Source organism: Thiovibrio sp. Mzg5 (assembly GCF_055379285.1).
This window is the reverse complement of record NZ_AP022872.1, coordinates 2,165,593-2,187,887: the sequence shown is the minus strand read 5'-3', so window position 1 is coordinate 2,187,887 and position 22,295 is coordinate 2,165,593. Positions and strand designations below refer to the sequence as shown.

Genomic DNA, 22,295 nt, shown 5'->3' with positions numbered 1-22,295 from the left:
CTTACTCTTGCGCCATACAAAATGTGGTCTGTCCCCGATTTCGCCCCGATTTCGCCCCGTCCCCGATTTCGCCCCTTGTTCCTTGTTAGCTTTTTGCTTCGATATATTGGTCGCCAATTTTCCTAAATAGCCGCCTCTTCAGATTAATAGGGGTGCGAAGGAATGATTCCAAAGGTATTAGCTGCGTAATATCTGATATGTCACCGATCTCTAGCTCGAGCGCCCCGGAGCTATTCAGCGACTGCGGGCGAGCACCAAGAATAAACCTAAACTCTTGCTGCCATCCGTATTTCCTAGCTTTACGGAAGAGCCCGAGTGTTTCGGGGCCGCCAGTTGCATCAACGTATTTAACGCGTCCGAATCCGCCTTGAAAATATTTTGAACTATACAGATTGGGATGTTGCTGTATTGCTAAATTTATTCGATGTGAGAGCGCCCGAGAATCTCTAATTATAACGATATGTGTTCCGAACTCTAGAAGGCGCGCGTCAAGTCGCAACTCTCCGTTAGCCTCTCCAGGGATTTTCCCACTCTCATCGTCTGCTAAAGCAGAAAAGCAAAACATCATCACGTTTTCTGGAGACGGGACGATGGCGGTCAATGTTGCGTTCTCGCTGACATCAAAGGCCTTAGTTTCCTCACCTTTTCCGATTTGCAAAATTAATTGATGATAACGTTTGCCTTGTGCGCCGCAACGTATGCGAGCTAGCAAGGGCTCTTCAGGATCACCGCGTAATGCATCAGGTTCCTCTTCCTCGAATCGGGCAAAATACGTTACGCTATTCATGTATAGCAATCCTCGTTGCATAGCAGCCATATGCTCATGTGCCCCGACTTTGAATAGAAGCCATACATTTCGATCCGGGATTTCCGTTTCTAGCTCAGATAGCTGGGCGCTAAGGGGATTGAGAATGGTATTCATCTTTCCTGCAAAGTTAACAGTACAATAAGTGGAATCTTGTCCGTCATATCATCCTCTATAGGTGGACGGAACCTATGGGGGGACGGTGTTATCTGTTTTTCTATTGCAACCATAATTTATTCAAAACTGGACGACCTCACAGGCGTGATTGAGCCACCTCGTACACCTTTTGTTTGTCGCGCCTGCCTACGGCGATGACGGTGACGAAAACCACTTTGTCGTCCACTCGGTAGATCAATCGATATCCGGCGCTTCGCAACTTGATCTTGTAGCAGTCCGGCATGCCAGAAAGGGCGGCGGACGGAATCCTCGGGTGTTCCAGGCGTTCGGCCAGCTTCTTTTTGAGCGGTTCACGAATGCTGGCATCCAACCGGCGCCATTCGGCCAGGGCCAGTTCGTGAAAGCGCAGCCTATAACTCATCCAGCCCCACCTCGACAAAGGGGCCGTTGCCTCGTTCCTTCACCAGCCTGGCGTCTTCCAGGTCTTCCAGGCAGGTCATAAGCCGCTCGTAATAAGCGGCCGGCAGCAGGTATGCTTCGGGACGGTTGTGGTTCAGAATGGCCACGGGAGAATCATCCGCTTGCTTGAGAATAGCGGCGAAGTTCCGCTTTAATTCGGTCACGCTGACGGTGATATTGGAAAAAATGGTGTCCATTGCTGTGCCTCCGCTGATGAATTGATGCGCTATTTGATGTCTAATATAGCATTAATTTAGGCGAAAGCCAAACGGAATTGCGGGAAACAACAACAGACGCCGGAGCCTACGAGATTACGATTCTCACATTTGGCCGATGATCTTTTCCAGCACGGCGCTGAACAGCGCTTGCTCCTCTGCGGATAAGGTGGCGGTGATCTCCTCGGTGAGGCGCAGATGGTACTGGTGGTGTTCGGCAAAAAGCCCCTGGCCCTTTTCGGTCAGCGCGATCAGGTAGGAACGCCGGTCTGTCTCGTGGGGCGTTCTCTGGAGCAGCCCCTGCTGCTCCAGCCGATCGACCATGACGGTGAGGGTGCCGGTGGTCACGCCCATCTTCTTGGCCAGCTCTTTCATGCGCAGTGCCCCCCCTCCGTGCGCTCCATGGCCGACGATCTCGATGGTGTGCATCTGGGCTGTGGACAGGCCGGAGCTTTTCACCACATCCTGCTCCCAGGACGAAAGTTTTTCGTACAGTTCCACGAGCTGATGGGAAAGCTTTGCAATCTCGCTTACTTGGGCAGGCATGGCTCGCCCTCGCAGGTGTGGATTTCAACGGTGAGATGGGAGAGATCGGTGAACTCGCGCAGCAGCTCTTTGTAGTCGTCGATCTTCTGGGGGTAATGGGTGACAATGGAGATGATGGCCGCGTAATGGGCCGGGCCAACCTTCCAGACATGCATGTCCGCAATCCGATTGTCCAGCGTCCCCTCGATTTTTTCTTTTATGGCGGCAAGCTCCTTGCCGCTGATGCTGCCGTCCAGCAGGATGGTGCTTGTTTCCCGCAACAGGCCATAGGCCCAGCGGCAGATAACCATTGCGCCAACGATGCCCATGAGGGGATCAAGCCAGTTCCAGCCGAGATATTTGCCGAAGATCAGGGCGGCAATGGCCAGAACCGAGGTCAGGGCATCGGCCAGGACATGCAGGTAAGCCGACTTGAGGTTGTGGTCATGGTGGTGGTGATGGCCAGCATCGTCGTGGCCATGGTCATGGTGACCTTGCAGAAGAAAAGCGCAGGCGATATTAACCAGCAACCCCAGGGCTGCCACGCCGATGGCCTCATTGAAATGGATCGGTTGCGGGGCCAGGATGCGTTGGCCTGATTCGACGAGCATGATCAGGGCCACCACGATCAGGACAATGGCGCTGGCAAAGCCGCCTAAAACGCTGACTTTGCCGGTGCCAAAGGCAAAAGCCGCATTGGTGGCATGTTTTTTGGCAAAACGGTAGGCGAAGATCGTGATCAGGAAGGCGGCGACATGGGTGCCCATGTGCCAACCGTCGGCGAGCAGGGCCATGGAGCCAAAGGCCATGCCGGCTCCGATCTCGAAGAGCATGGTGATGGCGGTGATGATGAGTACCTGCCGGGTCCGTCTTTCGCCGTACTCCTGGATCACGGTGAAATCATGGGGGTGCTGCCAGGTGTCAAGGGAATGGGTGTGCATCTGGGACCTCTCTGATCAAAAAAATGGGTGGTTTTGCTCCGTTTCGGACATACGCCGTCGCGAAGGCAAGGTAAATGGCAACGAGAGGGAAGAATACAGAGGTATTGTTTGAGAATCAAGATATTTGTTTTTCAAACAAGATGACTGGTGGGAGGTGGGCGTGGGGGGTTTCTGAAAAAAAAACCGGCGCGGGAGATCTCCCGCGCCGGTTTGGACTAGTACCTTGTATCTTTTTAATCGACATCAAATTAATTCCCTCCCCCCTTGCGGGGGAGGGTTAGGGAGAGGGGGAAGTTGCCATTATCTCAGTAGGTTGTAGCTGCCCCCACCCCCAACCCCTCCCGCCAGGGGAGGGGAGCTTTTTAGAAAGATTAAGAGTTGCAAGGTACTGGCTTGGATCGCTGTAGCTTACAGCAGATCGGTTTTCTTGAGCACAACGATGGCGCCCTGGTACGAGACAACCAGCACCAGCAGCCAGCTAACAAGCAGAATGGTATTCATGGTGTGTTCCTTTCTTTTTACATTAGTAACGAACCAGCCAAAGTAGAAAAACAGGCTGGCGCATCAACCTGTAACTGTTCAGCAGAGGTGCGCTGCCGGATAGTTATGTTAATACATGTCCTTGGCGTCTTCTCCCGCCAGTTCGGTCAGGGTCAGTTTCTCCGCATCCATCAGTTTCCAGACATAGGCGATATAGGCCAGGACAAAGGGCACCGCTAGGGCCACATAGCTCATGACCGTGAGGGTGTACTTGCTGCTTGAAGCGTTATGAATGGTGAGACTCGATTGCAGGTCGCTTAACGACGGGTAAAAGGCGGTGTTGTGGAAGCCAGCCAGGGAAAAGATCGCCAGCCCCACCAGCACGGTGCCGATGCCGCCAAACCAGATGCCGTTGTTCTTGCCGAGAAAGCCGGTGGCCGCAACACCGTAGATCACGGAGCCCAATCCTGCCAGCAGCATCAACAGCACGGCGGGCATTTCCAGCAGATTGTGGAGGTATTTGCCCTTTTCCATGGAGACCATGCCGGTGTCCGGATCAACGGCAAAGCCGTCCATGGTCACCAGGCTGATCAGGATGGTGAGCAGGAAGGGTAGGGCCCAGAGCAGGTTGATCCAGGTCGCCTTGCGGGCCTTTTTGACCAGGGGTTCATGGGCAACGTGGTTGACGATGTACATGGCGCCTAAGGTTCGGGCCAGGAAGACCAGAAACAGGCCAAAGGCAAGGTTGAACGGATTGAGCGCCGCTTCCAGGCCGTGGTACGGGGTATGCCAGGTCACGGAATTGTAGAGGTTGAGGCTGAAACGGGAGCCGGTGAAAAAGGTGCCCACCGCCGCGCCGATCAGGAGAAGGCCGATGCTGCCGTTGATGGCCATGAAGATCTCATAGGTCCGCGCGCCGAGGATGTTGTCGGGTTTCTTGCGGTATTCGTAGCTCACCGCCTGGAGGATAAAGGTGAAGAGGATGAGCATCCACACCCAGTAGGCCCCGCCGAAGCTGGTGGCGTAAAAAAGCGGAAAGGCAGCGAACAGGGCGCCGCCGAAGAGGACCAGGGTGGTGAAAGTCAGCTCCCACTTGCGGCCCATGGTGTTGATGATCAGGGATTTTTCCTCTTCGGTGGAGGCCAGGGTAAAGATCAGGGTTTGGCCGCCCTGAACAAAGGTCAGGAAGAGAAAAAGCGACCCGACCACGGAGGCGATCAGCCACCAGAGTTGCTGCAGAGTTGAGTGATCCAGGTTTCCTATCATGGTCTTATGCCTCCGGTCCGATCTTGATTTGCTTCATCATAATGCGAATCTCCGCCAGCAGCAGGGCGGTAAACAGGGTGAGGAAGATGAAGAAGGTGGTCTGCACGTTGCTTGCGGCAATGTTGGTGCTGGCCACGCCCACCGGCAGCAACCCCTGAATGGCCCAGGGTTGCCGGCCCACCTCGGCCACTACCCATCCGGCCTGTTGCGCCACATAGCCCAAAAAGATGGAGAAAAAGCAGGCCAGGTTCAGCCAGCGCTGGTACTCCAGGGTGCCCTTGAAGGCGAAGTAGAGCACCGCGAGGAAGATCACCGGGAACAGGGTGCCCAGCACCACCATGATATGAAAGCTGTAGAAGGTGGTGGCCACCGGCGGCGCGGCCTCGGCGGGGTTGCTCAGATAACCGTAGCCGAGATCTCCCTTGTGCTGGTCAAAAATGGCCAGGGCTGCGGCGGCTTCCGCCTCATCCCCTTTTTCTCTTGCATACTTGTAGCGGGCCAGCTCGGCCAGGGCGATCTTGCCCGTGACCATGCGTTGCTCGGCGCCCATAATATTGCGCTCGGCATTGCCGAAAACCAGATCATTGATCCCTGGGACAAAGCTGTTGGCATCCCGGTTGGCCAGGAGCGACAGCAGGCCGGGGATTTTCACCTCCTGGTAGAAGGCAGGCAGATCATCGCCTGGTTTCTTGCTGGAGTTGATGATACCCATGGCAACGATGGGGGCCTTTTCCTGCCCCACGTACAAGCCCTCCATGGCCGCCAGTTTCATCGGCTGCCGTTGGGCCACGCTGAAGGCGGCCTCGTCACCGGTAAAGGCGACAAAGATGGAGGCGATGAAGCCGAAGACCGCGGCAACCACCATGCTGCGCTTGGCCATTTTCTGATGCCGCTCCTGCAAGAGGAAGAGGGCGGAGATGCCCACAACAAAGAGCGAGGCGAGCAGAAAGGCCGAGCTGGTGGTGTGGGTGAACTTGTGCACCGCCACCGGGGAAAGGGCGACCTCCCAGAAATTCTGCATTTCAAAGCGGGCTTTGTCGGGATTGAAGGCCATGCCGACGGGAAACTGCATCCAGCCGTTGGCCACGAGAATCCAGACCGCCGAGAGGTTGGAGCCCACTGCCACCATCCAGGTGGAAAAAAGGTGGAACCCTTTCCCTACCCGCTGCCAGCCGAAGAACATCACGGCAAAGAAGGTGGCCTCGATGAAGAAAGCGAAGATGCCCTCGATGGCCAGGGGCGCGCCAAAGATGTCTCCCACCATCCAGGAGTAGTTGGACCAGTTGGTGCCGAACTGAAATTCCAGAATGATGCCGGTGGCCACCCCGATGGCGAAGTTGATGCCGAAGAGGGTCATCCAGAATTTGGTCAGTTTTTTCCATTCCTCATTGCCGGTTTTGACGTAGATGGTCTCAAAAAAGGCGATGAGAAAGGACAGCCCCAGGGTCAACGGTACAAAAATCCAGTGATACATGGCGGTCAGGGCGAATTGTGCCCTGGCCCAGTCCACCGTGGTTAAAAGTTGATCTCCCACAATACCCCCTCCTTGTGTGTGCTGGCGGCAGGAGCGAATTCCTGCCATGATTAAAAAATGCGGTAAAAAAAGAAGATAAATCTACAGGTGTTAACGGGCAGGTGGCGTTCTGGTAAGGTTCTCCAGAACATGTCCGGCCCGGTCTCGCTCGGTGTTAAAATTGGTGGCAAGATAATTGGGAAAGAAAAATAGCTTGAGAACAGCAAGCAAGAGGAACAGTTTTAGGGCGATGATCTTCCACAGGGTTTTCCCCACCACCATGGAGCGGAAGCCGTCTCGATAAAAAAGATACAGCTGTTTTGGCAGTGCAGTCATACGTGCCTCCCCCTCGTCGGACAAAAACGATCCTGTTCCTCTGTTGTATATGGTGGGCATTTGCCCGGTCAAATTATTTTTTTCCGCTGGGCCGGTTCTGGCTGCCCGCCATAGGAAAAGGAGTCAGGCAGCAGGTATCTTCTGCGGCCAGGGTGGCAAAGTCCGCCTCTTGCAGGGTTGCCCGGAGCTGCTGATTGGCCTTGTTCCAGACCCGGTGCACGGTACAGAGCGCGCTGTTCCGGCAGGATTCGGGCCGGCCCACGCAATCGTTGAGGGAGATCTCGCCGATGATCGCCTCGATGACCGCCAGCAGGGTAATCTCCGACGGGTCGGCCAGCAGACGGTAGCCGCCGTTTGCCCCCTGCAGGATTTCGATGATTCCGGCCCTGGCCAGCTGCTGGGCGATTTTTGCCAGAAAGTGCGGCGGCACATCGGTGCGCACGGCGATCTCCTTTCTGCTGACCAGCGTTCCCTTGCCATGTCGGGCAAGGTGCAGAACGCAGCGTATTCCATATTCTCCGGCGCGGGTAAGTCTCATGGGTGCGGTCCAATGCAAAGAAAGAGATATAAGATATTTTTAGTCTTATATCGAATCCGCGCTCAGGTTGTCAAGAAAAAATGTGACAAGGCTGCGGAAAACCGGTTGGGGAGTCGGGCGGTTTGTTTTTAGGCTAGTACCTTGGAACTTTTTAATCGACATCAAATTAATTCCCTCCCCCCTTGCGGGGGAGGGTTAGGGAGAGGGGGAAGTTGCCATTATCTCAGCAGGTTGTAGCTACCCCCACCCCCAACCCCTCCCACAAGGGGAGGGGAGTTTTTCAGATCAAACCATTGATTGGCGTAGGTGGCGTCGAAATATTAAGAGTTGCAAGGTACTAGACGGCGGGGGGCTCAGGGATGGGTTTTTTCTGGTATTTGTGTGTGGTGGCGATACATTTGCTCCGAAATTTGAGCTTGGTGAGGCCGTAGCGGATAACCCCCGAGACGCTGCCCACCGTGTCGGCCAAGGTGAGACACATTTCAAGGACCGGAAGCATCTTGATGGGGAAGAGGGTTTTAAAGCGCCTGGCCACGATATGGGGCGGTTTTTTGTCGCAAATAGCCCGGATAAAGAGGTTAGAGAAAACAGCAAGATTTTGCAGGAGAAGCAGCTTGTCAACCATGGATTCTGCTTCCGGGGGATTGGGATCCATGCAGGCGATAATGGTGTCGGAAAAATTCCAGAAGCGGGCAATTTCCTGGCCGATTTCATGGAAGGTGAGTTGTTTGAACATCAGGCGGCACATGGCGTCTTCGGAGCTGCCGCTGGTTGTTCCTGCTTCGATGCGTCGATACACATCCGGGAAATAAATGGTCATGATAATGCGGCCCAGATCGTGCAGAAGGGCACAGATGTAAGCCTCTTCCGGCGAGACAGGAATCTTGTATGTCTGGACCAGGAGCTTGCTGAGGTTGGCGCTGAGCAGCGAAATCGCCATTTGCTTGCTCAAGCCATCTTTTTCGCCGCCGCATTTGAGAAATTCTTCGATGAGGCTGATGGAAACGGCAAGTTCCCGGACGACATCAAGACCCAGGGAGGTCACGGCCCGTTCAATGGTGGAAATGCGCGCCCCCCGGATATAATAGGCCGAGTTGGCAACCTGGAGAATTTTGTTGGTGAGCGAATAATCCTTCAGGATAACATTGGAAACGCAAGGTATCGAAACGCGTTTATTGAGGGTTATCTGCAAAACCTCATTGACGTGCCCGGAGATGGCTGGAAGTTCGCTCAGGTTCATCTTGGCGAAGATCTCAGTGAGTTTTTGGTTTTTCACTAGACTGGTGTCTTGTTCCACGTGATCCCTTCTTTATCAAAAAAAGTCCCACGCATTACGCGTGAAAAATACGTAAAATCAAAAAGATAAGTATAACCATAAAATATAACATGTCGCGGCAGGGAAAGCAATGGGCTGGTAAGAATGGGAGACGGATGGCAAGGCAGGGATGGTTATTTAACAACAGGCGTGAGGGCGGCAAGGGCGGCACGGGCAAGCTGCCCAGAGGTGACAGTGGCCAGGCGGTGATCGGCATACAGGGAAAACTCCGTGGTGTCGCCGGGAAATTGTTTAATTTTTGCCGCCGCCTCTACGACCCCGAGCTGCCCCAAGGCGCGGGCGGCCAGAGCCCGGACAACGGGGTCTGCCGAGTCGAGGTAGGGAAGTAGGTAGCGTGGGGCGTTCCAAGCGCGGAGCAGTTCCGGACGAACCGGGGCCAGTCGGCCTATGCCCCACATGAGGCCGCGCTGGAGGGCCGGGAGTTCGAGGTAAAATCCGTCCTCCCGCATGAAGGAAACCAGGATCTTGGTATATTCCTGGGCCAGGCCTTCATGGCGGGTCAGGCATTCCGCCATGGCCTCGGGTGTGCCCCAGCCTATGCCGCCGGATTCGTCGTTGAGGTTCCACATGAAGCGGCGCATAACAATGCGGGCCGCCTCCATATCCTGGTCCGCAAGCCGGGCCACGGTCGCGCCCATGGCGGAAACGGCGTTCCATTTTGTTTTTTCAGAGGCGCTACAGATCGCGGAAAATAAAGGGTTGAGCAATTTTTCCGGCGGGTATCCGGCCAGGGCGGTGAGGAGGGCATCAAGCTCCGCCTGACCCAGCAGGGCCAGGATTTCTTGCTTGATGCCTCTCTGGCTCACCGCCATAGGTTTTCTCTCGAAAGGGGACATGGGGATGCAGCACTATGAGAAGTGTCGCGCCGGTTACTTTTGCATGGCTGCGGCAATCAGGCTGCCCAATTCCGTGCAATGCTCCAGCGCCTCATGGGTCGGGACATTTTTGATTTTGACGCCCTCGCCTACGATTTCAAAGCCCATGTCCGTCATGTGTCCGGTGAGATGTTTTACCGCCTCGCCACTCCAGCCGAACGAGCCGAAGGCCGCGCCGATTTTATCTTTCGGGCGCAGGCCCTTCATGTAGGTGATGATGTCGGCCATGGCCGGCATGATGTTGTTGTTCAGGGTCGGTGAGCCGAGGATGACCGCGCGCGCGTCCAACACCTCGGTGATGATGTCGCTACGGTGGTTTTTGCGGACATGCAACATTTTCACGTTAGTGATCCCGGCCCGCAACAGGCTGTTCATCACGGCTTTGGCCATCTTTTCGGTGCTGTGCCACATGGTATCGTAGATGATGACGGCCTTGTTCTTTGTTTCGCCCCGGCTCCAGCGGTCATAGGCCTCAAGGATGGTCTGGGGCGAGGTGCGCCAGATGACGCCGTGGTCCGGGGCGATCATCTCGATTTGCAACCCCATCTCCTTGACCTGGGCGAGCAATTTCTGGACGATGGGCGAAAAGATCATCAGGATGTTGGCATAATACTTGCCCGCATGCACCATGAGTTCATGGGGATCCACCTCATCGTCGAAGCGTTCCGAGGTGGCCCAGTGATGGCCGAAGGCGTCGCTGGAGATGAGCAATTTGTCTTCGGGAATGTAGGAAAACATACTGTCCGGCCAGTGCAGCATCTTGGTTTCAAGAAACTGCACCGTCCTTTTGCCGAGGCTGATGGAATCCCCGGTGGCCACGACTTCGAACGGCCAATCTTCCCGGTGGAAATGTTCGATCAGGGCTTTCTTGCCCATGGGCGAGCAGAAGATTTTTTCCGGCTTGATGAGGTCGATCAGCTCCGGCAGGGAGCCGGAGTGGTCCATCTCCACATGGTTGACGATGATGTAGTCGATCTTGCTCGGGTCTCCCAGCACCTGATAGAGATGGTGGGCCAGATCGCCCTTCACCTCTTTTTTCACGGTGTCAAACAGAGCGATCTTTTCGTCCTTGATCAGATAGGCGTTGTAGCTTGTGCCCTTTTCCGTGGAGTACCCGTGGAAGTCGCGGATGTTCCAGTCCACGGCGCCAACCCAGTAGATGTCCTTTTTAATTTCTATCGCAGCCATGTCGTCCTCATGTGTAAAAGCCCTGCCGATTGTTTCCGGTCGGCAGGGCTTGTTTTTTGTTGCTACCTTTGCGCTTTTGTCGGGAAACCGCTATTCTCCCTTTGCCGGAGGCGGGGTGAAGACCCGTTGCCCCAGTGTCGCGTCCAGGGTGAACAGCGCGGTGGCGTCCTTGCCGATGAGCTTGAGCTTGTCGAGCACCGCGCCGACATTGGCCTCCTCCTCGACCTGCTCCGAAACAAACCATTGCAGGAAGATGTTGGTGGCATGATCGCGCTCGTCCAGGGCCAGGTTGACCAGGTTGTTGATCAGGCCGGTGACCTTCTGCTCATGGCTGAGCACATCCTGAAACACGTGCAGGGTCGATTTCCAGTCGACGGGGGGTTGTTTGATGGCCTTCAAGGCCACCCGGCCACCCCGTTCATTGACATACCGAAAAAGTTTCATGCCATGGAACCATTCCTCCTGGGTCTGGGCCTGCATCCACTGGGCTGCGCCGGGCAACCCGATGGAGTCGAAATAGGTGCTCATGGACAGATACATATAGGAGGAATAAAATTCCGCGTTTATCTGCTCGTTGAGAGCTTTTTCTATGGTTTTGCTCAGCATCTTAGGCCTTCCATAGTCCGTGGAGGTTGCAGAATTCGCGGGCGCTGACGGAGGTCGCGTCCACGGCGAAAAAGGCCTCCGGGGCCTCTCCGACTTTCAGGAACTGGCGGTAGGCCTTGTCCCCGGCGATAAGTTCGATCCATTCGATATGGTGCTTTTCCTCCATGGGATGGGCAACGGCCCCGACCTTCACCTTGTAGCCACCCGCCACCTTCTCGATCACCGGCACATGTTTTTCCTTGGCGGCATCGACGGTGTTTTCGGTCTGTAGGGTCATGGGCTGGCCGCAACAGACGAGCTCACCGACCCCGCCGTGCAGGACCTCGACGATATTGCCGCACACGTCACATTTATACACTTGCAGTTTTTCGGCCATGGTATTTCCTCCTCTTATGTTGGGTTACCAGTTTTCGCCATGCAGTTCAAAATGATCCCGGGTATGGGCGCAGGCCAGGCATTTTTCCGGGGCTTCCGTGCCCTCGTGGAGATAGCCGCAGTTGCGGCAGCGCCAGGTCACCGTGGCGTCTCTTTTGAAAACCCGGCCTTTTTCGATATTGGCCATGAGATCCCGGTATCGTTTTTCGTGCTGCTTCTCCGCCACGGCAATGGCCATGAATACCCCGGCTATGTCGGGAAAGCCCTCTTCCCGGGCAATCTTGGCAAATTCAGGATACATGGTGGTTTGTTCGTAGTTTTCTCCAGCCGCGGCTTCGCCAAGGTTTTCCAGGGTGGTGCCGACCGTCCCCGCGGGAAAGCTGGCGGTTATCTGCACCTCGCCGCCTTCCAGCATCTTGAACAGCCGTTTGGCATGTTCCTTTTCCTGGTTGGCCGTTTCGGTGAAGATGTCGGAGATCTGGACAAAGCCATCCTTCTTGGCCTGGGAGGCAAAATAGGTGTACCGGTTGCGGGCTTGGGATTCGCCGGCAAAGGCGGTGAGGATGTTTTTTTCTGTACGGGAGCCTTTCAAAGAGCCCATGGGAATAACCTCCTGCGTGGGATGCGACAATTGTCTCGGAAAAGTGGTTGGATTTTTATTGTATTGTACATATTTCCCGGTGGTCTGTGTGGGAAAAAACAGATCGGGAGAAAATCAGGGCTGGCATTGCGGGCAGATGCCGGTGAATTCCAGACGGTGCCGGAGAATTTTAAAAGAGGTCAGCTTGCCCGCCGCTTTTTCCACATTGAAATCCGGGGGAAGATCAAGATCATCAACCCGGCCGCACTGGTTGCAGCGCACATGGTAATGGACATGGGGTGTAGCGTCAAAACGCTTTTGTGTGCCGCCGATATCCAATTTTTGGATGATCCCGCACTCGGACATGATCTCAAGATTGCGGTAGACCGTACCCAGGCTGATTTTTGGCAACCGTTTGCGCACCATCTGGTAGAGCACATCAGCGGTGGGGTGCGAGGTCACGCTGCACAGTTCATCGAGAATGATCTGGCGTTGCTTGGTTATCCGCAGGCTGTGGTTGTTGAGTTGCGACATGATCTTCCTCCTGAGTTGATAATAATTCTTATTACAGGGAGATCAAGGTGAGCGCAAGGTTTTTTTGTCCCGGAATGGTGTAACATATCCAGCTCATTTTTCTCGGGGTTGATTTTTGTGACGCATTGTAGTTATTGAAAAGCATGGCCAAAATGGCAAACAGCAGCCTTTCTGTTTTTGGGATTTTTGACTTTTAGCCGCATTCTGATGACAATAATGTAACTACCATGAGAAAAACTAGGGCTTGCCCAATGGGCAATATGGATATCCTGTTTTGTCTGAAGGACGTAATTTGAAACATCAAAACTGTACATGCCTCGTTGTCGAAGACAACCTCTCCACGCTCACCATGATTGTCAACATGTTGGGGAATATCGGCTATCAAAACGTCATCACGGCCAGGAACGGCAAGGAAGCGTGGGACAAGATCCAGTCGTTCGAAGGGCAGATTGATATCGTTCTTTCGGATATGCTGATGCCGGAGGAGGACGGACTGCAGTTGCTCCAACGTATCCGAAATTCGGAAAAATATTGGCCCCTGCCGTTCATCATGGTCACCTGCGTCGATGACATGGACCGGATCATGTCCGTGACCGAGGAGCACATCGATGCCTATCTGGTCAAGCCCGTGACCGAGGTGGTCATCCGGCAAAAGATGTATTCCGCCCTTCAGAAGACCTACGATCCAGACCCATACCATCGTGCGTTGTTCAAAGGCAAAAAATACTTGCGGGAAGGACAACACGAGGTCGCCATCCAATCCCTGGAAGAGGCCAGGGATCTGCAGCCAGGCCAGTCAGCCACCTATTTCCATCTTGCCCAGGCGCTGGAAAAAATCGGCAAGATGGATGAGGCCGAGGCAAATTACAAGCGGTGCAAGGACTGTAGCAATGATCTCTATGTCAGGTCTCTGGATGGGCTTTCCCGGATTTATCGGCTTAAAGGCGATCAGATCAACGCCTTGGACGTGCTGAAAAAAGCGATCGAGATTTCTCCTAACACCCCGGAGCGGTATTTGGATCTGGCGGTACAGCTCAAAACCGTGGGCAACACGGCGGAAGCAAAAGCTTCCTTGGCCAGGGCGCTGAAGCTCTCCAGAAAGAAGGCGACGCTGCCCCCGAAGTATATAGAGACCTGCCTGGACTTCGATATGGATAAAGAGGCCGAGGCGATCATGCAGCGGAGCATGGGCGAGGGTGTGGAGGACATTGCTTTTTTAAACCAGATGGGCATTATCTGCAGACGGCGCAAGGAGTATGAGCGGGCTGAAAAATATTACAAACGCGCCTTGGGGATTGCGCCTGACGACGAAACACTCAACTACAACTATGCGGTGCTGTTGGTCGACCTGAAAGATTACAAGACTGCCCGCAACTATCTTTACCAAGTTCTCCGACAAAATCCTGATTCTGAAAATGCGATGGCCCTCATCATGCAGCTGGATAAACATGAGGCATACTGAACACCTGGCAAGTCCATGGGTGACAGCAGTTCCATCCTAGGCGGGTGGGGGAGTTAAGGGAGCTGTCTGAAATGTCTTCTGCCCCAGGCTATCTTGCCCTCCACGCCAGCGGTGAGCTGCTTCGGCGAAAGGATGCGGCTCTGGAACGGTTGGCCGGTTGCGATCTCTGCCCCCGGCGCTGCGGGGTGAACCGGTTGGCCGGGGAGCAGGGTTTCTGCCGCACCGGCCGGCTGGCCGTGGTTTCGGCCTATCATCCCCATTTCGGCGAGGAAGCCCCACTGGTTGGGCGGGGCGGGTCCGGCACCATCTTTTTTGCCAACTGCAACCTCGGGTGCGTCTTCTGTCAGAACTACGAGATCAGTCACCTGGGAGAGGGGGAGGAGGTCACCGCCCCGGAACTGGCAGCGATGATGGTGCGTCTCGGCCAGCAGGGTTGTCTTAACATCAATCTGGTGACGCCCAGCCATGTGGTGGCGCAGATACTGGAGGCCTTGCCGCTTGCCGTTGAGGCCGGACTCTCCGCCCCGTTGGTATACAATACCAGCGGCTATGACGAGGTGGATACCCTCCGGCTTCTTGACGGAATAATCGACATCTACATGCCGGATTTCAAGTTTTGGTCAAGAGCGAGTTCCCACAGGTTTGCCAAGGCAGCGGACTACCCGGAAAAAGCTAGGCTGGCGATGGGCGAGATGCACCGTCAGGTGGGGGATCTGCGGATCAATGGTGAGGGGCTTGCCGAGCGTGGGCTCCTGGTGCGCCATCTGGTCATGCCGGAGGGGCTGGGGGAGAGCCGTGAGATCTTTGGCTTTCTGGCCAGGGATATTTCGTCCAACACCTATGTCAATGTCATGGATCAGTACCGTCCCTGCGGCGAGGCCATGAACTTCCCGCCCCTTGACCGTATGCTGCGACCGGAGGAGTACCGTCAAGCGCTGGAACTGGCCGGTCAGGCAGGTTTGACTCGGTTCGAGCAGCGTGATTTCCTCGCCATGCTGAGAGCCCTGGGTGTTGTTTGAAAACGGATTGAGGTATTTCAGGAAGTGTGGACACGCCAACTCCCTTAAAAAAAATTACATAGCGGTAATCCCCATCGTCTGCAGGTGCTCCACGAACCATTTCTTTAAGAAGTCCATCATCTCCATGCCGATCACCTTTCCGTTTTTAAGGTCTCTCCGAGAGGTACAGCTCGTCAAGTCTCCCCACCGAAAATTTTCCTTTTCCAAGAGGATGGATGGAATTTCTCCATATTTTTTTGGTCCTGAACCAGCGGGCTGCTAAAAAGTCCCGACCACCGCGGCATCCGTGGCCAGGTCCGCAGGTTCCTGGAGGGGGCCGAGGGGGTTCTTTTTAAAAACTTCGCCTTCAATGCGAGGCTGGCCGTCCCAGAGTTTGTACACCACCAGATCGTCCACCAGGACAATGAAGGCGGAAAAGCGCCAGCCGGACTGGTGGGACTGGCGCTTGAAGCGAAAGAGGTCAAGGAAAAGGCTGCCATGCCGTTGGCTTTTAAGGTTCTGGGTCTTCAGCTCATAGGCGATACAGGAATCCGTTGCCTCCACGCAGCCTTGAAGGCCAGGGGGCAGATCGGCCTTGGTGATATTGGTGTTGGGCATGAATTTGGCGATGATAGCCAGATAGTTGAGAATCTGGATATTAGAGGTTTGGTAAGGGTCGAAGCCAAGCTTTTGCAGGTCGGCTTTGGTGGTTGCAAAAGGGGTTATCAGGTCAAAGGAACCCTTGACCTGCTCAAAGCTCTCCCAGCGGGTTTCGTCCGTAGTCTTGGCCACAGGCAGCATGCCTGAGCATCCCGGGGCTAGGCAGAGGACAAGGGCGAGCAGGATGGTGGTGTGCAGGCGCATGGCGGTTCCCTTTCGCAAGGTAGGGAGAAAAGCGAGGCTCAGGCATCAAGATTGAGGATCACCCGACCCCTCTGCTTTCCTTGTAGAATACATTCGATATGTTGGTCAAGCTCCTTGAGCGAAATTTCCGTGGCAACCCGTTCGAGGTTTGGCAACCGCCAGGTGGTGGCGATTTTCTGCCAGATGGGGATGCGGATCGCCATGGGGCATTCGGCGCTGTCAATGCCGATAAGGCTCACCCCCCGCAAGATAAAGGGGTAGACGTTCAGGGGCAGGTCCGGAGAGGCCGTATTGCCGCAACAGGTTACCGCGCCGCCATAGCGGGTGGACTTGATGGCAGTGGCCAGCATCTCGCCCCCCACCGTATCGATTACCCCGGCCCATTTTCCCTTGAGGAGCATCCGGCCGCTGCGGTCGATGCTGTTTTCCCGAGGGACAATCTCCTGGGCGCCCAGGTCGCGTAAAAATTGCGCCTGCTCCGGTTTCCCGGTGGCGGCGGCCACGGTAAAGCCGCTTAAGGCAAGCATGGCCACGGCCATGCTGCCCACGCCGCCGGTGGCGCCGGTGACCAGGATCTTGCCCTGTTCCGGCAAGACCGGGTGGCGCTCAAGGCGGGCCACGGATTGGGCTGCGGTAAAACCGGCGGTGCCGTAGATCATGCTCTCCCGCAGGGTGAGTCCGGCGGGCAGGGGCATAACCCATTTGGCCGGCACCCGGATCCTCTGGGCAAAGCCGCCTGGGGTATTCATGCCGAGATCATAGCAGGAGACAATGACCGCGTCGCCGGGGGAAAAAGCAGGGGAGGCGCTTTCCAGCACCTCGCCTGCGGCGTCAATGCCTGGGGTGTGCGGGTAGCGCCTGGTCACCCCCCGGTTGCCCGAGGCGGAAAGGGCATCCTTGTAATTGAGCGAAGAGTATCGCACTCGGATCAGAACCTCGCCGTCAGGCAGATCGCTTAAGTTTCTGGTGACGATGGCCCGTTGAAACTGATCGGGGGCGGTTTGCGTTACGACCATGGCCTGGAAGGTGGTAGGCAAGAGGATGCTCCTTTGTGCTGGTGGGCAGGAAAAACGTGCGCGTCAGGGCTGTTGGCAAGGGCGCAATATACCATGATCCGGAGCGGAACGCCAACATCCACCTTTGCCCGCTGGGTCGGGGGGAAAAACCTACTTCCCCGGGAAAAAAATCTGCTGTCTGCCTCTCTTTTTTGCTATCCTGAACCTGATGCCTTTTGCCCTGCCGGCCCAAACCGGCAGGATGGAAATCATATTGACCAAGAGAGGTGGCGCCGCATGAAAGTCTATGACGACAAGCACATCAAGAACATCGTTTTGCTGGGCAGTGTCAAATCCGGCAAGACAACCCTGGCCGAGACCATGGTTTTTGAGGCGGGGCTTACCAAGAGACGCGGCACGGTTGAGGACAAAAATACCATCTCCGATTATCACCAGGTCGAGCACGAACGCGGCAACTCGGTGTACGCCACCTCCCTGCACACCGAATGGCGGGATTACAAGATCAACATCATCGACACCCCCGGGTTGGACGATTTCGTGGGCGAGATTGTCTCCGCCCTGCGGGTGGCCGATACCTGCGTCATGCTGATCAACGCCCAGTACGGGGTGGAGGTGGGCACGGAGCTGGTTTGGAACTCGGTGGAACGATTCGGTAAACCCACCATCTTTGCGATCAATCAGGTGGATCATCCCAAGGCTGCCTACGACGAGGCGGTTTCTTCCATTCAGGAACGCTTCGGCAAGGCGGCGGTGCTCATGCAGTATCCGGTTAATCAGGGCGCGGGCTTTAACGGGATCATCGACCTGCTCAAGATGACCATGTACCGCTTTCCCCCCGCAGGCGGCAAGCCCGAGAAGCTGCCCATCCCCGAAAGCGAGAAGGAGCGGGCCGACAAGCTCCATAACGAATTGGTGGAAAAGGCGGCGGAAAACGACGAGGGCCTGATGGAGCTGTATTTCGACAAGGGCAGCCTGGATGAGGACGAGATGCGCATGGGGCTTAAGATCGGCATGCGCAACCGGTCGCTCTTCCCGATCTTTTGCCTCTCCGCCAAACAGAACATGGGCAGCGGGAGGATGATGGGTTTCATCGATAACGTGGCCCCCACGGCCTACGAGATGCTGCCGGAGCACACCCTGGACGGCGGGGAGCTCGCCTGCGATCCGGCAGGCCCTCCGGTGCTCTTTGTTTTCAAGACCCTGGTGGAGCCCTATCTCGGCAAGATCACCTTTTTCAAGGTCTGTTCCGGCGAGGTGAGCGAGGGGCAGGATCTGGTCAACTACCAGACCGGCGACGTCGAACGGTTGGCCCAGCTCTTTATCATGGATGGTAAGGAGCGCAACCAGGTGAAGAAGCTCTCCGCCGGCGACATCGGCGCGACCTTGAAGATGAAAACCACCAACACCAACCATACCCTCCATGCCAAGGAGAAACGGGTGGGGGTGGCGCCCATCGAATTTCCCGAACCGCGCATCCGTTCGGCCATCGTGGCCAAGGAGAAGAAGGACGACGAGAAGCTGGGCGAGGCGCTGCGCGACATGCAGACCGAGGACCAAACCCTCAAGGCCGAGTTTGCCTCGGAGGTGAAGCAGCTGATTCTCTGGGGCCAGGGCGAGTTGCACCTGCAGGTGGCCCGCTGGCGTTTGGAGCATGTGTACGGGATCAAAACAGAATTTATGGAGCCGAAGATCCCCTACCGGGAGACGATCCAGAGGCCGGCCACCGCCATGTACCGCCACAAAAAACAGTCCGGCGGCTCGGGCCAGTTCGCCGAGGTGCACCTGCGTATCGAGCCCCATGTGGACGGGGCGCCGGACCCCACCGACCTCAATGTGCGCGGGCGCGAGGAGATCGACCTGCCCTGGGGCGGCAAGCTGGTGTTTTATAACTGCATCGTGGGCGGGGTCATCGACGGCAAGTACCTGCCCTCCATCCAGCGGGGGGTCATGGAGAAGATGCAGGAAGGCCCCATGACCGGCTCCCATGTACGGGATGTGCGGGTCATGGTCTTCGACGGCAAGATGCACGCGGTGGACTCCAACGACATCTCCTTCAAGATCGCCGGAGCCCAGGCCTTTAAGGAGGCCTTCAGGGCGGCGGACCCGCTTCTCCTCGAACCCATTTACGAGATGGAGATCATGGTGCCGGAAGAGGTGATGGGCGAGGTGATGGGAGATCTCCAGACGCGGCGGTCGATCATCAGCGGCATGGAAACCCAGGGTCGGTATCAGGTGATCAAGGCCTTGACCCCGCTGGCCGAGCAGTACAAATACACCACCGCCCTCAAATCTCTGACCCAGGGGAGGGCCAGCTTCAAGCGACGGTTCAAGGAGTACGCGCCGGTGCCGTTTGAGGTGCAGAAGAGTCTGGCCGCCCAAAACGCTGATTGATCGGGCAGTTCGGAGGGGTGGGAATAAAAAAAGCCGCCGGACTTGCGTCCGGCGGCTTCTCTCGAGGGGGAGGAGAGAGATTCGCCTGTGTGATACAAGGGGCAACTGCGGCGGATGGCGACAGGCGGGCGCCAAGCGTTTAGTAATTCTATTGAATTCTTAATAACTCTATTTTAGTTTTTTGGCAACTAATTTTTTGCGCGTATTCATGGGGGGTTGGCAGGGCAGAGGAGTGGCGGCTTGCGCGGAAAGGTATTGGCACCGGGCGTTATCCGCAGGGGATAACGCCCGGTTTTTTTTCGGACGGATCAGATTTCCTTCATGGCAACCAGTTTCAAGGCATGGGTGGTGCATTTGGTCACACAGGCCGGTTGCAACCCCGCATCCAGGCGGTCCATGCAGTAATCGCATTTCACCGCCTTGTTTGTTTCCGGGTTGTGCTGGGGGATGCCCCAAGGGCAGGCGCCGGCACAGGCCATACAGCCGATGCATTTAGGCACATCCACATAGACGATGCCGTCTTCCCGTTTTTTCATCGCCCCGGTGGGGCAGATGGTGACACAAAACGGGTCTTCGCAGTGGTAGCAGGAGCGGAACTTGAACTCGGTTTTGGGGACCCCCCGCACCGATTTGAGCGGTTCATGGCTTATCTCGCAGAGAATCGGGCCCACCGGCAATCCCTTGTTGGCTTTGCAATGGACCACGCAGCCGTGGCAGCCTATGCACCGTTTGCTGTTGAGATACAAGGTGTAGGTGTTCATAGTTCCACCTTCCGTTGATGGTTTTTGGAGCTTTTCCGTACGGTGACAAAGGTCTCGCAGAGGTTGAGGCCGCCGCCCACGGGGTCCATGTTCTGCAACTGGCCCTTCATGAGTTTCTGATCGCTCATGCCCGCATGGTAGGCCCTGGTTTGGAGGGGAATCTGACGGCCAAACCCGTGTACAGTGTAGACCGCCTCGGGGTGGATGAAATCCGTCAGCTTGGCGGTGATCACACTGGTGATATCGCCGGAGATGACATCGACGAAATCCCCTTCGGCAACCCCCATCTTGCCCGCTTCCCTGGTGTTGATCCACAGGGTGTTCTCCGGCATCATCTCGTTGAGCAGCGGGTTGTTGACCGTGTGGCTGTGGGCATGCAGGGGCGAGCGGCCGAACACCAACCGATACTGGCCCTTCGGCGGCTTGGCTGGGCTCTCGTAGGGCTTCCAGGAGGGAAATCCCCATTCGCTGAGCTTCTGGCTGACGATCTCGATCTTGCCCGAAGGGGTCTTGAACTTGCCTTCCAGCTTCTCCCGGTCGTACATCACCGGTTTGTCGGCGTATTCGACAAAACCCTTTTTTCCGAAATCGGCGAGGGAAAAGCCGGTGGGCTCCAGCTGCCAGGCCCAGAGCTCCTGCATGGTGTTGTGCGGGAAGTACTGGTCCAGCCCGAGCCGGGTGGCCAACCCCTTGATGATGCTGTAGAGGTCGCGGGTGTCGGCCTGGGGTTCGATGGCCTTGTGGCGCATGATCATTCGGGGTTTCATCCCCTTTTGCAGGGCGATCATGCTGTCGCGCTCAAGATACGTCGATTCGGGCAGGATCACATCGGCATACCAGCCGAACTCGCTGTAGTGGGTGTCGACGGAAACGATCAGGTCGCAGTTGTCCAGCGCCTCCTTTTGGGCCTGCGGGTCGGGGAAGCAGGTGAAGGGGTCGTGGCGGACGCAGATGATCCCCTTGATCGGATACGGGTTGCCCGTGGCCATGGCCTTGTAGAAAAGATGGAAGAGACCCGGTCCTTTCTCGAACTGTTTGTACACGTCTCCCACCCCGTCGGCCCTTTTGGCGGTCGGCTTGGGCGAGAGTTCGTTGAGCGCGCGTGGACCCTTGCCGCCGCAGTCTCCGGCACCCTTGGCAAAGATGAGGCCGCCCTCGACCTCGATGTTGCCCATCAGGGCGTTGAGGCAGTTCAAGGCCCGGCTGGCGTAAAAAGAATCGTTGTAGCGGGAGAGCATCCAGCCCGGATGGAAGATGACCTTGGGCCGGTCGGCAATGAGCTGGCCAACCAGACTATGGATGTCCTTGGCCTTGATCCCGCATTCCTTGGCTGCCCATTCCGCCGAGTAGTTTTCCACAAAATAGGCCAGTTCGTCAAAACCGGTGGTGTAGCGCTCCACGAAGTCCGCGTCGTAGCCCTCGGCTTTGATGATCTCGTGGATCAGGGCCAGGGCCAGGGCGTAATCCGTGCCCGGCCGCACCTGGAAGAAATTGGTGGCCTTGATGCCGGTCAGGGTCTGGCGGACGTCAACATAGGTGAGCTTGCCGCCCTTGTCCAGCATGTCCATGACCTGGTTGACCTCGGCGGGCCGCAGGGAGGCGAGGATGTTGCGGCCGAACAGCACCAGGTGCTTGGCGTTTTTGATGTCGTAGATAAAGCCTTTTCGGCCCAGGCCGAACAACGAGATGCTGGCGTGGTGCACATTCCGGCCGCAGGCGCTGTCGTGGTTGCTGTAGTTGGGCGAGCCCAGGGCATGGGTAAAGGCCTTGACCAGATCCTGGAATGGGCCGCCCCTGGAGCTGGCCATGATCGCCTCCGGGCCATGGCGGTCGATGATGGCCTTGAGCTTGTCCGCGACGTAGTCCAGGGCGAACTCCCAGCTCACCGCCTCCCAGCGGCCGGCTCCCCGGCCGCCCTTGCGGATCAGCGGTTGCTGGGGGCGTTCCTTGTCGGCCACCAGGGCAGGCCCGGCCGAACCCTTGGCGCAGAGGGCGCCTTTCAATAAATGCTGGTTGCCTTCGAGCCAGGTCACGTTGTTGCCCTCGACCTCGACCCGGATGGGGCAGCGGACGGTGCACATGCCGCACATGCTCCAGACTGATTTTTTCATGAT

Annotated in this window: 23 protein-coding genes; 3 read left to right on the top strand and 20 right to left on the bottom strand. The window is 56.3% G+C overall.

Annotated elements, in window-relative coordinates; all coding sequences use genetic code 11:
- Nucleotides 1-85: 85 nt before the first annotated feature.
- The 16 genes from ACZ46D_RS10085 to ACZ46D_RS10010 all read right to left on the bottom strand — a co-directional run bounded on the left by ACZ46D_RS10085 (nucleotide 86) and on the right by ACZ46D_RS10010 (nucleotide 12,689).
- Nucleotides 86-922 carry a hypothetical protein gene (locus ACZ46D_RS10085; protein ID WP_464927308.1) on the bottom strand — a complete coding sequence of 279 codons (837 nt, stop codon included), beginning with the start codon at nucleotides 920-922 and terminating at the stop codon, nucleotides 86-88.
- 136 nt (nucleotides 923-1,058) lie between these two features.
- Entirely contained in the window at nucleotides 1,059-1,343 is a 285-nt protein-coding gene (locus ACZ46D_RS10080; RefSeq protein ID WP_464927307.1) for a type II toxin-antitoxin system RelE family toxin, read from the bottom strand.
- Entirely contained in the window at nucleotides 1,333-1,578 is a 246-nt protein-coding gene (locus ACZ46D_RS10075) for a type II toxin-antitoxin system Phd/YefM family antitoxin (RefSeq protein WP_423123173.1), read from the bottom strand. Before ACZ46D_RS10075 ends, ACZ46D_RS10080 begins: the two co-directional genes overlap by 11 nt.
- A 123-nt stretch (nucleotides 1,579-1,701) precedes the next feature.
- Complete coding sequence (locus ACZ46D_RS10070) at nucleotides 1,702-2,142, bottom strand: MarR family winged helix-turn-helix transcriptional regulator (RefSeq protein ID WP_464927306.1); 441 nt, start codon at nucleotides 2,140-2,142, stop codon at nucleotides 1,702-1,704.
- On the bottom strand, nucleotides 2,127-3,062 hold the full coding sequence (gene dmeF, locus ACZ46D_RS10065) for a CDF family Co(II)/Ni(II) efflux transporter DmeF (protein ID WP_464927305.1): 936 nt from the start codon (nucleotides 3,060-3,062) through the stop codon (nucleotides 2,127-2,129). The genes ACZ46D_RS10070 and dmeF overlap by 16 nt, the downstream gene beginning before the upstream one ends.
- A 609-nt stretch (nucleotides 3,063-3,671) precedes the next feature.
- Nucleotides 3,672-4,808 carry a cytochrome d ubiquinol oxidase subunit II gene (gene cydB, locus ACZ46D_RS10060; protein WP_464927304.1) on the bottom strand — a complete coding sequence of 379 codons (1,137 nt, stop codon included), beginning with the start codon at nucleotides 4,806-4,808 and terminating at the stop codon, nucleotides 3,672-3,674.
- A 4-nt stretch (nucleotides 4,809-4,812) separates the two neighbouring features.
- Entirely contained in the window at nucleotides 4,813-6,390 is a 1,578-nt protein-coding gene (locus ACZ46D_RS10055) for a cytochrome ubiquinol oxidase subunit I (RefSeq protein WP_464927303.1), read from the bottom strand.
- A gap of 42 nt (nucleotides 6,391-6,432) precedes the next feature.
- Nucleotides 6,433-6,657, bottom strand: coding sequence for a DUF4492 domain-containing protein (locus ACZ46D_RS10050; RefSeq protein ID WP_464927302.1), 225 nt, complete (start codon nucleotides 6,655-6,657; stop codon nucleotides 6,433-6,435).
- A 73-nt stretch (nucleotides 6,658-6,730) separates the two neighbouring features.
- Nucleotides 6,731-7,195 carry an RrF2 family transcriptional regulator gene (locus tag ACZ46D_RS10045; RefSeq protein WP_464927301.1) on the bottom strand — a complete coding sequence of 155 codons (465 nt, stop codon included), beginning with the start codon at nucleotides 7,193-7,195 and terminating at the stop codon, nucleotides 6,731-6,733.
- A gap of 337 nt (nucleotides 7,196-7,532) precedes the next feature.
- A complete protein-coding gene (locus ACZ46D_RS10040) occupies nucleotides 7,533-8,492 on the bottom strand; it encodes an HDOD domain-containing protein (protein ID WP_464927300.1) in 960 nt (319 codons plus the stop codon).
- 152 nt (nucleotides 8,493-8,644) lie between these two features.
- On the bottom strand, nucleotides 8,645-9,343 hold the full coding sequence (locus ACZ46D_RS10035) for a DVU0298 family protein (protein ID WP_464927299.1): 699 nt from the start codon (nucleotides 9,341-9,343) through the stop codon (nucleotides 8,645-8,647).
- A gap of 57 nt (nucleotides 9,344-9,400) precedes the next feature.
- Nucleotides 9,401-10,594: an FprA family A-type flavoprotein gene (locus tag ACZ46D_RS10030; protein WP_464927298.1), complete on the bottom strand. Its 1,194-nt coding sequence runs from the start codon at nucleotides 10,592-10,594 to the stop codon at nucleotides 9,401-9,403.
- Between the two features lie 90 nt (nucleotides 10,595-10,684).
- Nucleotides 10,685-11,200, bottom strand: a complete 516-nt coding sequence (locus tag ACZ46D_RS10025) for a ferritin (protein ID WP_464927297.1) — start codon at nucleotides 11,198-11,200, stop codon at nucleotides 10,685-10,687.
- Nucleotide 11,201: 1 nt separating this feature from the next.
- Nucleotides 11,202-11,576: a desulfoferrodoxin gene (locus ACZ46D_RS10020; RefSeq protein WP_464927296.1), complete on the bottom strand. Its 375-nt coding sequence runs from the start codon at nucleotides 11,574-11,576 to the stop codon at nucleotides 11,202-11,204.
- Between the two features lie 24 nt (nucleotides 11,577-11,600).
- Nucleotides 11,601-12,176 (bottom strand): rubrerythrin, encoded by a 576-nt coding sequence (rbr, locus tag ACZ46D_RS10015; protein ID WP_464927295.1) that lies wholly within the window; start codon nucleotides 12,174-12,176, stop codon nucleotides 11,601-11,603.
- Between the two features lie 114 nt (nucleotides 12,177-12,290).
- A complete protein-coding gene (locus ACZ46D_RS10010; RefSeq protein WP_464927294.1) occupies nucleotides 12,291-12,689 on the bottom strand; it encodes a Fur family transcriptional regulator in 399 nt (132 codons plus the stop codon).
- 292 nt (nucleotides 12,690-12,981) lie between these two features.
- Between ACZ46D_RS10010 and ACZ46D_RS10005 the strand changes: the two genes are divergently transcribed.
- Both ACZ46D_RS10005 and ACZ46D_RS10000 read left to right on the top strand, forming a co-directional pair.
- Nucleotides 12,982-14,151, top strand: coding sequence for a tetratricopeptide repeat protein (locus tag ACZ46D_RS10005; RefSeq protein WP_464927293.1), 1,170 nt, complete (start codon nucleotides 12,982-12,984; stop codon nucleotides 14,149-14,151).
- 71 nt (nucleotides 14,152-14,222) lie between these two features.
- On the top strand, nucleotides 14,223-15,170 hold the full coding sequence (locus ACZ46D_RS10000) for a radical SAM protein (protein WP_464927292.1): 948 nt from the start codon (nucleotides 14,223-14,225) through the stop codon (nucleotides 15,168-15,170).
- Nucleotides 15,171-15,428: 258 nt separating this feature from the next.
- Here the strand turns inward: ACZ46D_RS10000 and ACZ46D_RS09995 are convergent, their stop codons facing one another.
- Together ACZ46D_RS09995 and ACZ46D_RS09990 are read right to left on the bottom strand one after the other, a co-directional pair.
- Nucleotides 15,429-16,013: a hypothetical protein gene (locus ACZ46D_RS09995; RefSeq protein ID WP_464927291.1), complete on the bottom strand. Its 585-nt coding sequence runs from the start codon at nucleotides 16,011-16,013 to the stop codon at nucleotides 15,429-15,431.
- 38 nt (nucleotides 16,014-16,051) lie between these two features.
- On the bottom strand, nucleotides 16,052-17,029 hold the full coding sequence (locus ACZ46D_RS09990) for a YhdH/YhfP family quinone oxidoreductase (RefSeq protein ID WP_464929281.1): 978 nt from the start codon (nucleotides 17,027-17,029) through the stop codon (nucleotides 16,052-16,054).
- Nucleotides 17,030-17,305: 276 nt separating this feature from the next.
- On the opposite strand from ACZ46D_RS09990, the gene ACZ46D_RS09985 reads away from it, so the two are divergent.
- Nucleotides 17,306-19,420 carry an elongation factor G gene (locus ACZ46D_RS09985; protein ID WP_464927290.1) on the top strand — a complete coding sequence of 705 codons (2,115 nt, stop codon included), beginning with the start codon at nucleotides 17,306-17,308 and terminating at the stop codon, nucleotides 19,418-19,420.
- A 308-nt stretch (nucleotides 19,421-19,728) separates the two neighbouring features.
- On the opposite strand, the gene ACZ46D_RS09980 is transcribed toward ACZ46D_RS09985, so the two are convergent.
- Together ACZ46D_RS09980 and ACZ46D_RS09975 are read right to left on the bottom strand one after the other, a co-directional pair.
- The gene (locus tag ACZ46D_RS09980) at nucleotides 19,729-20,181 is read right to left on the bottom strand and encodes a 4Fe-4S dicluster domain-containing protein (RefSeq protein WP_464927289.1); all 453 of its coding nucleotides are present in this window, start codon (nucleotides 20,179-20,181) and stop codon (nucleotides 19,729-19,731) included.
- Nucleotides 20,178-22,292 (bottom strand): molybdopterin-containing oxidoreductase family protein, encoded by a 2,115-nt coding sequence (locus ACZ46D_RS09975; protein ID WP_464927288.1) that lies wholly within the window; start codon nucleotides 22,290-22,292, stop codon nucleotides 20,178-20,180. The genes ACZ46D_RS09980 and ACZ46D_RS09975 overlap by 4 nt, the downstream gene beginning before the upstream one ends.
- Nucleotides 22,293-22,295: the final 3 nt, after the last annotated feature.

Bases quoted from the DNA above. Each gene is read 5' to 3' on its own strand.
- ACZ46D_RS10085 (WP_464927308.1), bottom strand. From the start codon at position 922: ATGAATACCATTCTCAATCCCCTTAGCGCCCAGCTATCTGAGCTAGAA.
- ACZ46D_RS10080 (WP_464927307.1), bottom strand. From the start codon at position 1,343: ATGAGTTATAGGCTGCGCTTTCACGAACTGGCCCTGGCCGAATGGCGC.
- ACZ46D_RS10075 (WP_423123173.1), bottom strand. From the start codon at position 1,578: ATGGACACCATTTTTTCCAATATCACCGTCAGCGTGACCGAATTAAAG.
- ACZ46D_RS10070 (WP_464927306.1), bottom strand. From the start codon at position 2,142: ATGCCTGCCCAAGTAAGCGAGATTGCAAAGCTTTCCCATCAGCTCGTG.
- dmeF (WP_464927305.1), bottom strand. From the start codon at position 3,062: ATGCACACCCATTCCCTTGACACCTGGCAGCACCCCCATGATTTCACC.
- cydB (WP_464927304.1), bottom strand. From the start codon at position 4,808: ATGATAGGAAACCTGGATCACTCAACTCTGCAGCAACTCTGGTGGCTG.
- ACZ46D_RS10055 (WP_464927303.1), bottom strand. From the start codon at position 6,390: ATGGCAGGAATTCGCTCCTGCCGCCAGCACACACAAGGAGGGGGTATT.
- ACZ46D_RS10050 (WP_464927302.1), bottom strand. From the start codon at position 6,657: ATGACTGCACTGCCAAAACAGCTGTATCTTTTTTATCGAGACGGCTTC.
- ACZ46D_RS10045 (WP_464927301.1), bottom strand. From the start codon at position 7,195: ATGAGACTTACCCGCGCCGGAGAATATGGAATACGCTGCGTTCTGCAC.
- ACZ46D_RS10035 (WP_464927299.1), bottom strand. From the start codon at position 9,343: ATGGCGGTGAGCCAGAGAGGCATCAAGCAAGAAATCCTGGCCCTGCTG.
- ACZ46D_RS10030 (WP_464927298.1), bottom strand. From the start codon at position 10,594: ATGGCTGCGATAGAAATTAAAAAGGACATCTACTGGGTTGGCGCCGTG.
- ACZ46D_RS10025 (WP_464927297.1), bottom strand. From the start codon at position 11,200: ATGCTGAGCAAAACCATAGAAAAAGCTCTCAACGAGCAGATAAACGCG.
- ACZ46D_RS10020 (WP_464927296.1), bottom strand. From the start codon at position 11,576: ATGGCCGAAAAACTGCAAGTGTATAAATGTGACGTGTGCGGCAATATC.
- rbr (WP_464927295.1), bottom strand. From the start codon at position 12,176: ATGGGCTCTTTGAAAGGCTCCCGTACAGAAAAAAACATCCTCACCGCC.
- ACZ46D_RS10010 (WP_464927294.1), bottom strand. From the start codon at position 12,689: ATGTCGCAACTCAACAACCACAGCCTGCGGATAACCAAGCAACGCCAG.
- ACZ46D_RS10000 (WP_464927292.1), top strand. From the start codon at position 14,223: ATGTCTTCTGCCCCAGGCTATCTTGCCCTCCACGCCAGCGGTGAGCTG.
- ACZ46D_RS09995 (WP_464927291.1), bottom strand. From the start codon at position 16,013: ATGCGCCTGCACACCACCATCCTGCTCGCCCTTGTCCTCTGCCTAGCC.
- ACZ46D_RS09990 (WP_464929281.1), bottom strand. From the start codon at position 17,029: ATGGTCGTAACGCAAACCGCCCCCGATCAGTTTCAACGGGCCATCGTC.
- ACZ46D_RS09985 (WP_464927290.1), top strand. From the start codon at position 17,306: ATGAAAGTCTATGACGACAAGCACATCAAGAACATCGTTTTGCTGGGC.
- ACZ46D_RS09980 (WP_464927289.1), bottom strand. From the start codon at position 20,181: ATGAACACCTACACCTTGTATCTCAACAGCAAACGGTGCATAGGCTGC.
- ACZ46D_RS09975 (WP_464927288.1), bottom strand. From the start codon at position 22,292: ATGAAAAAATCAGTCTGGAGCATGTGCGGCATGTGCACCGTCCGCTGC.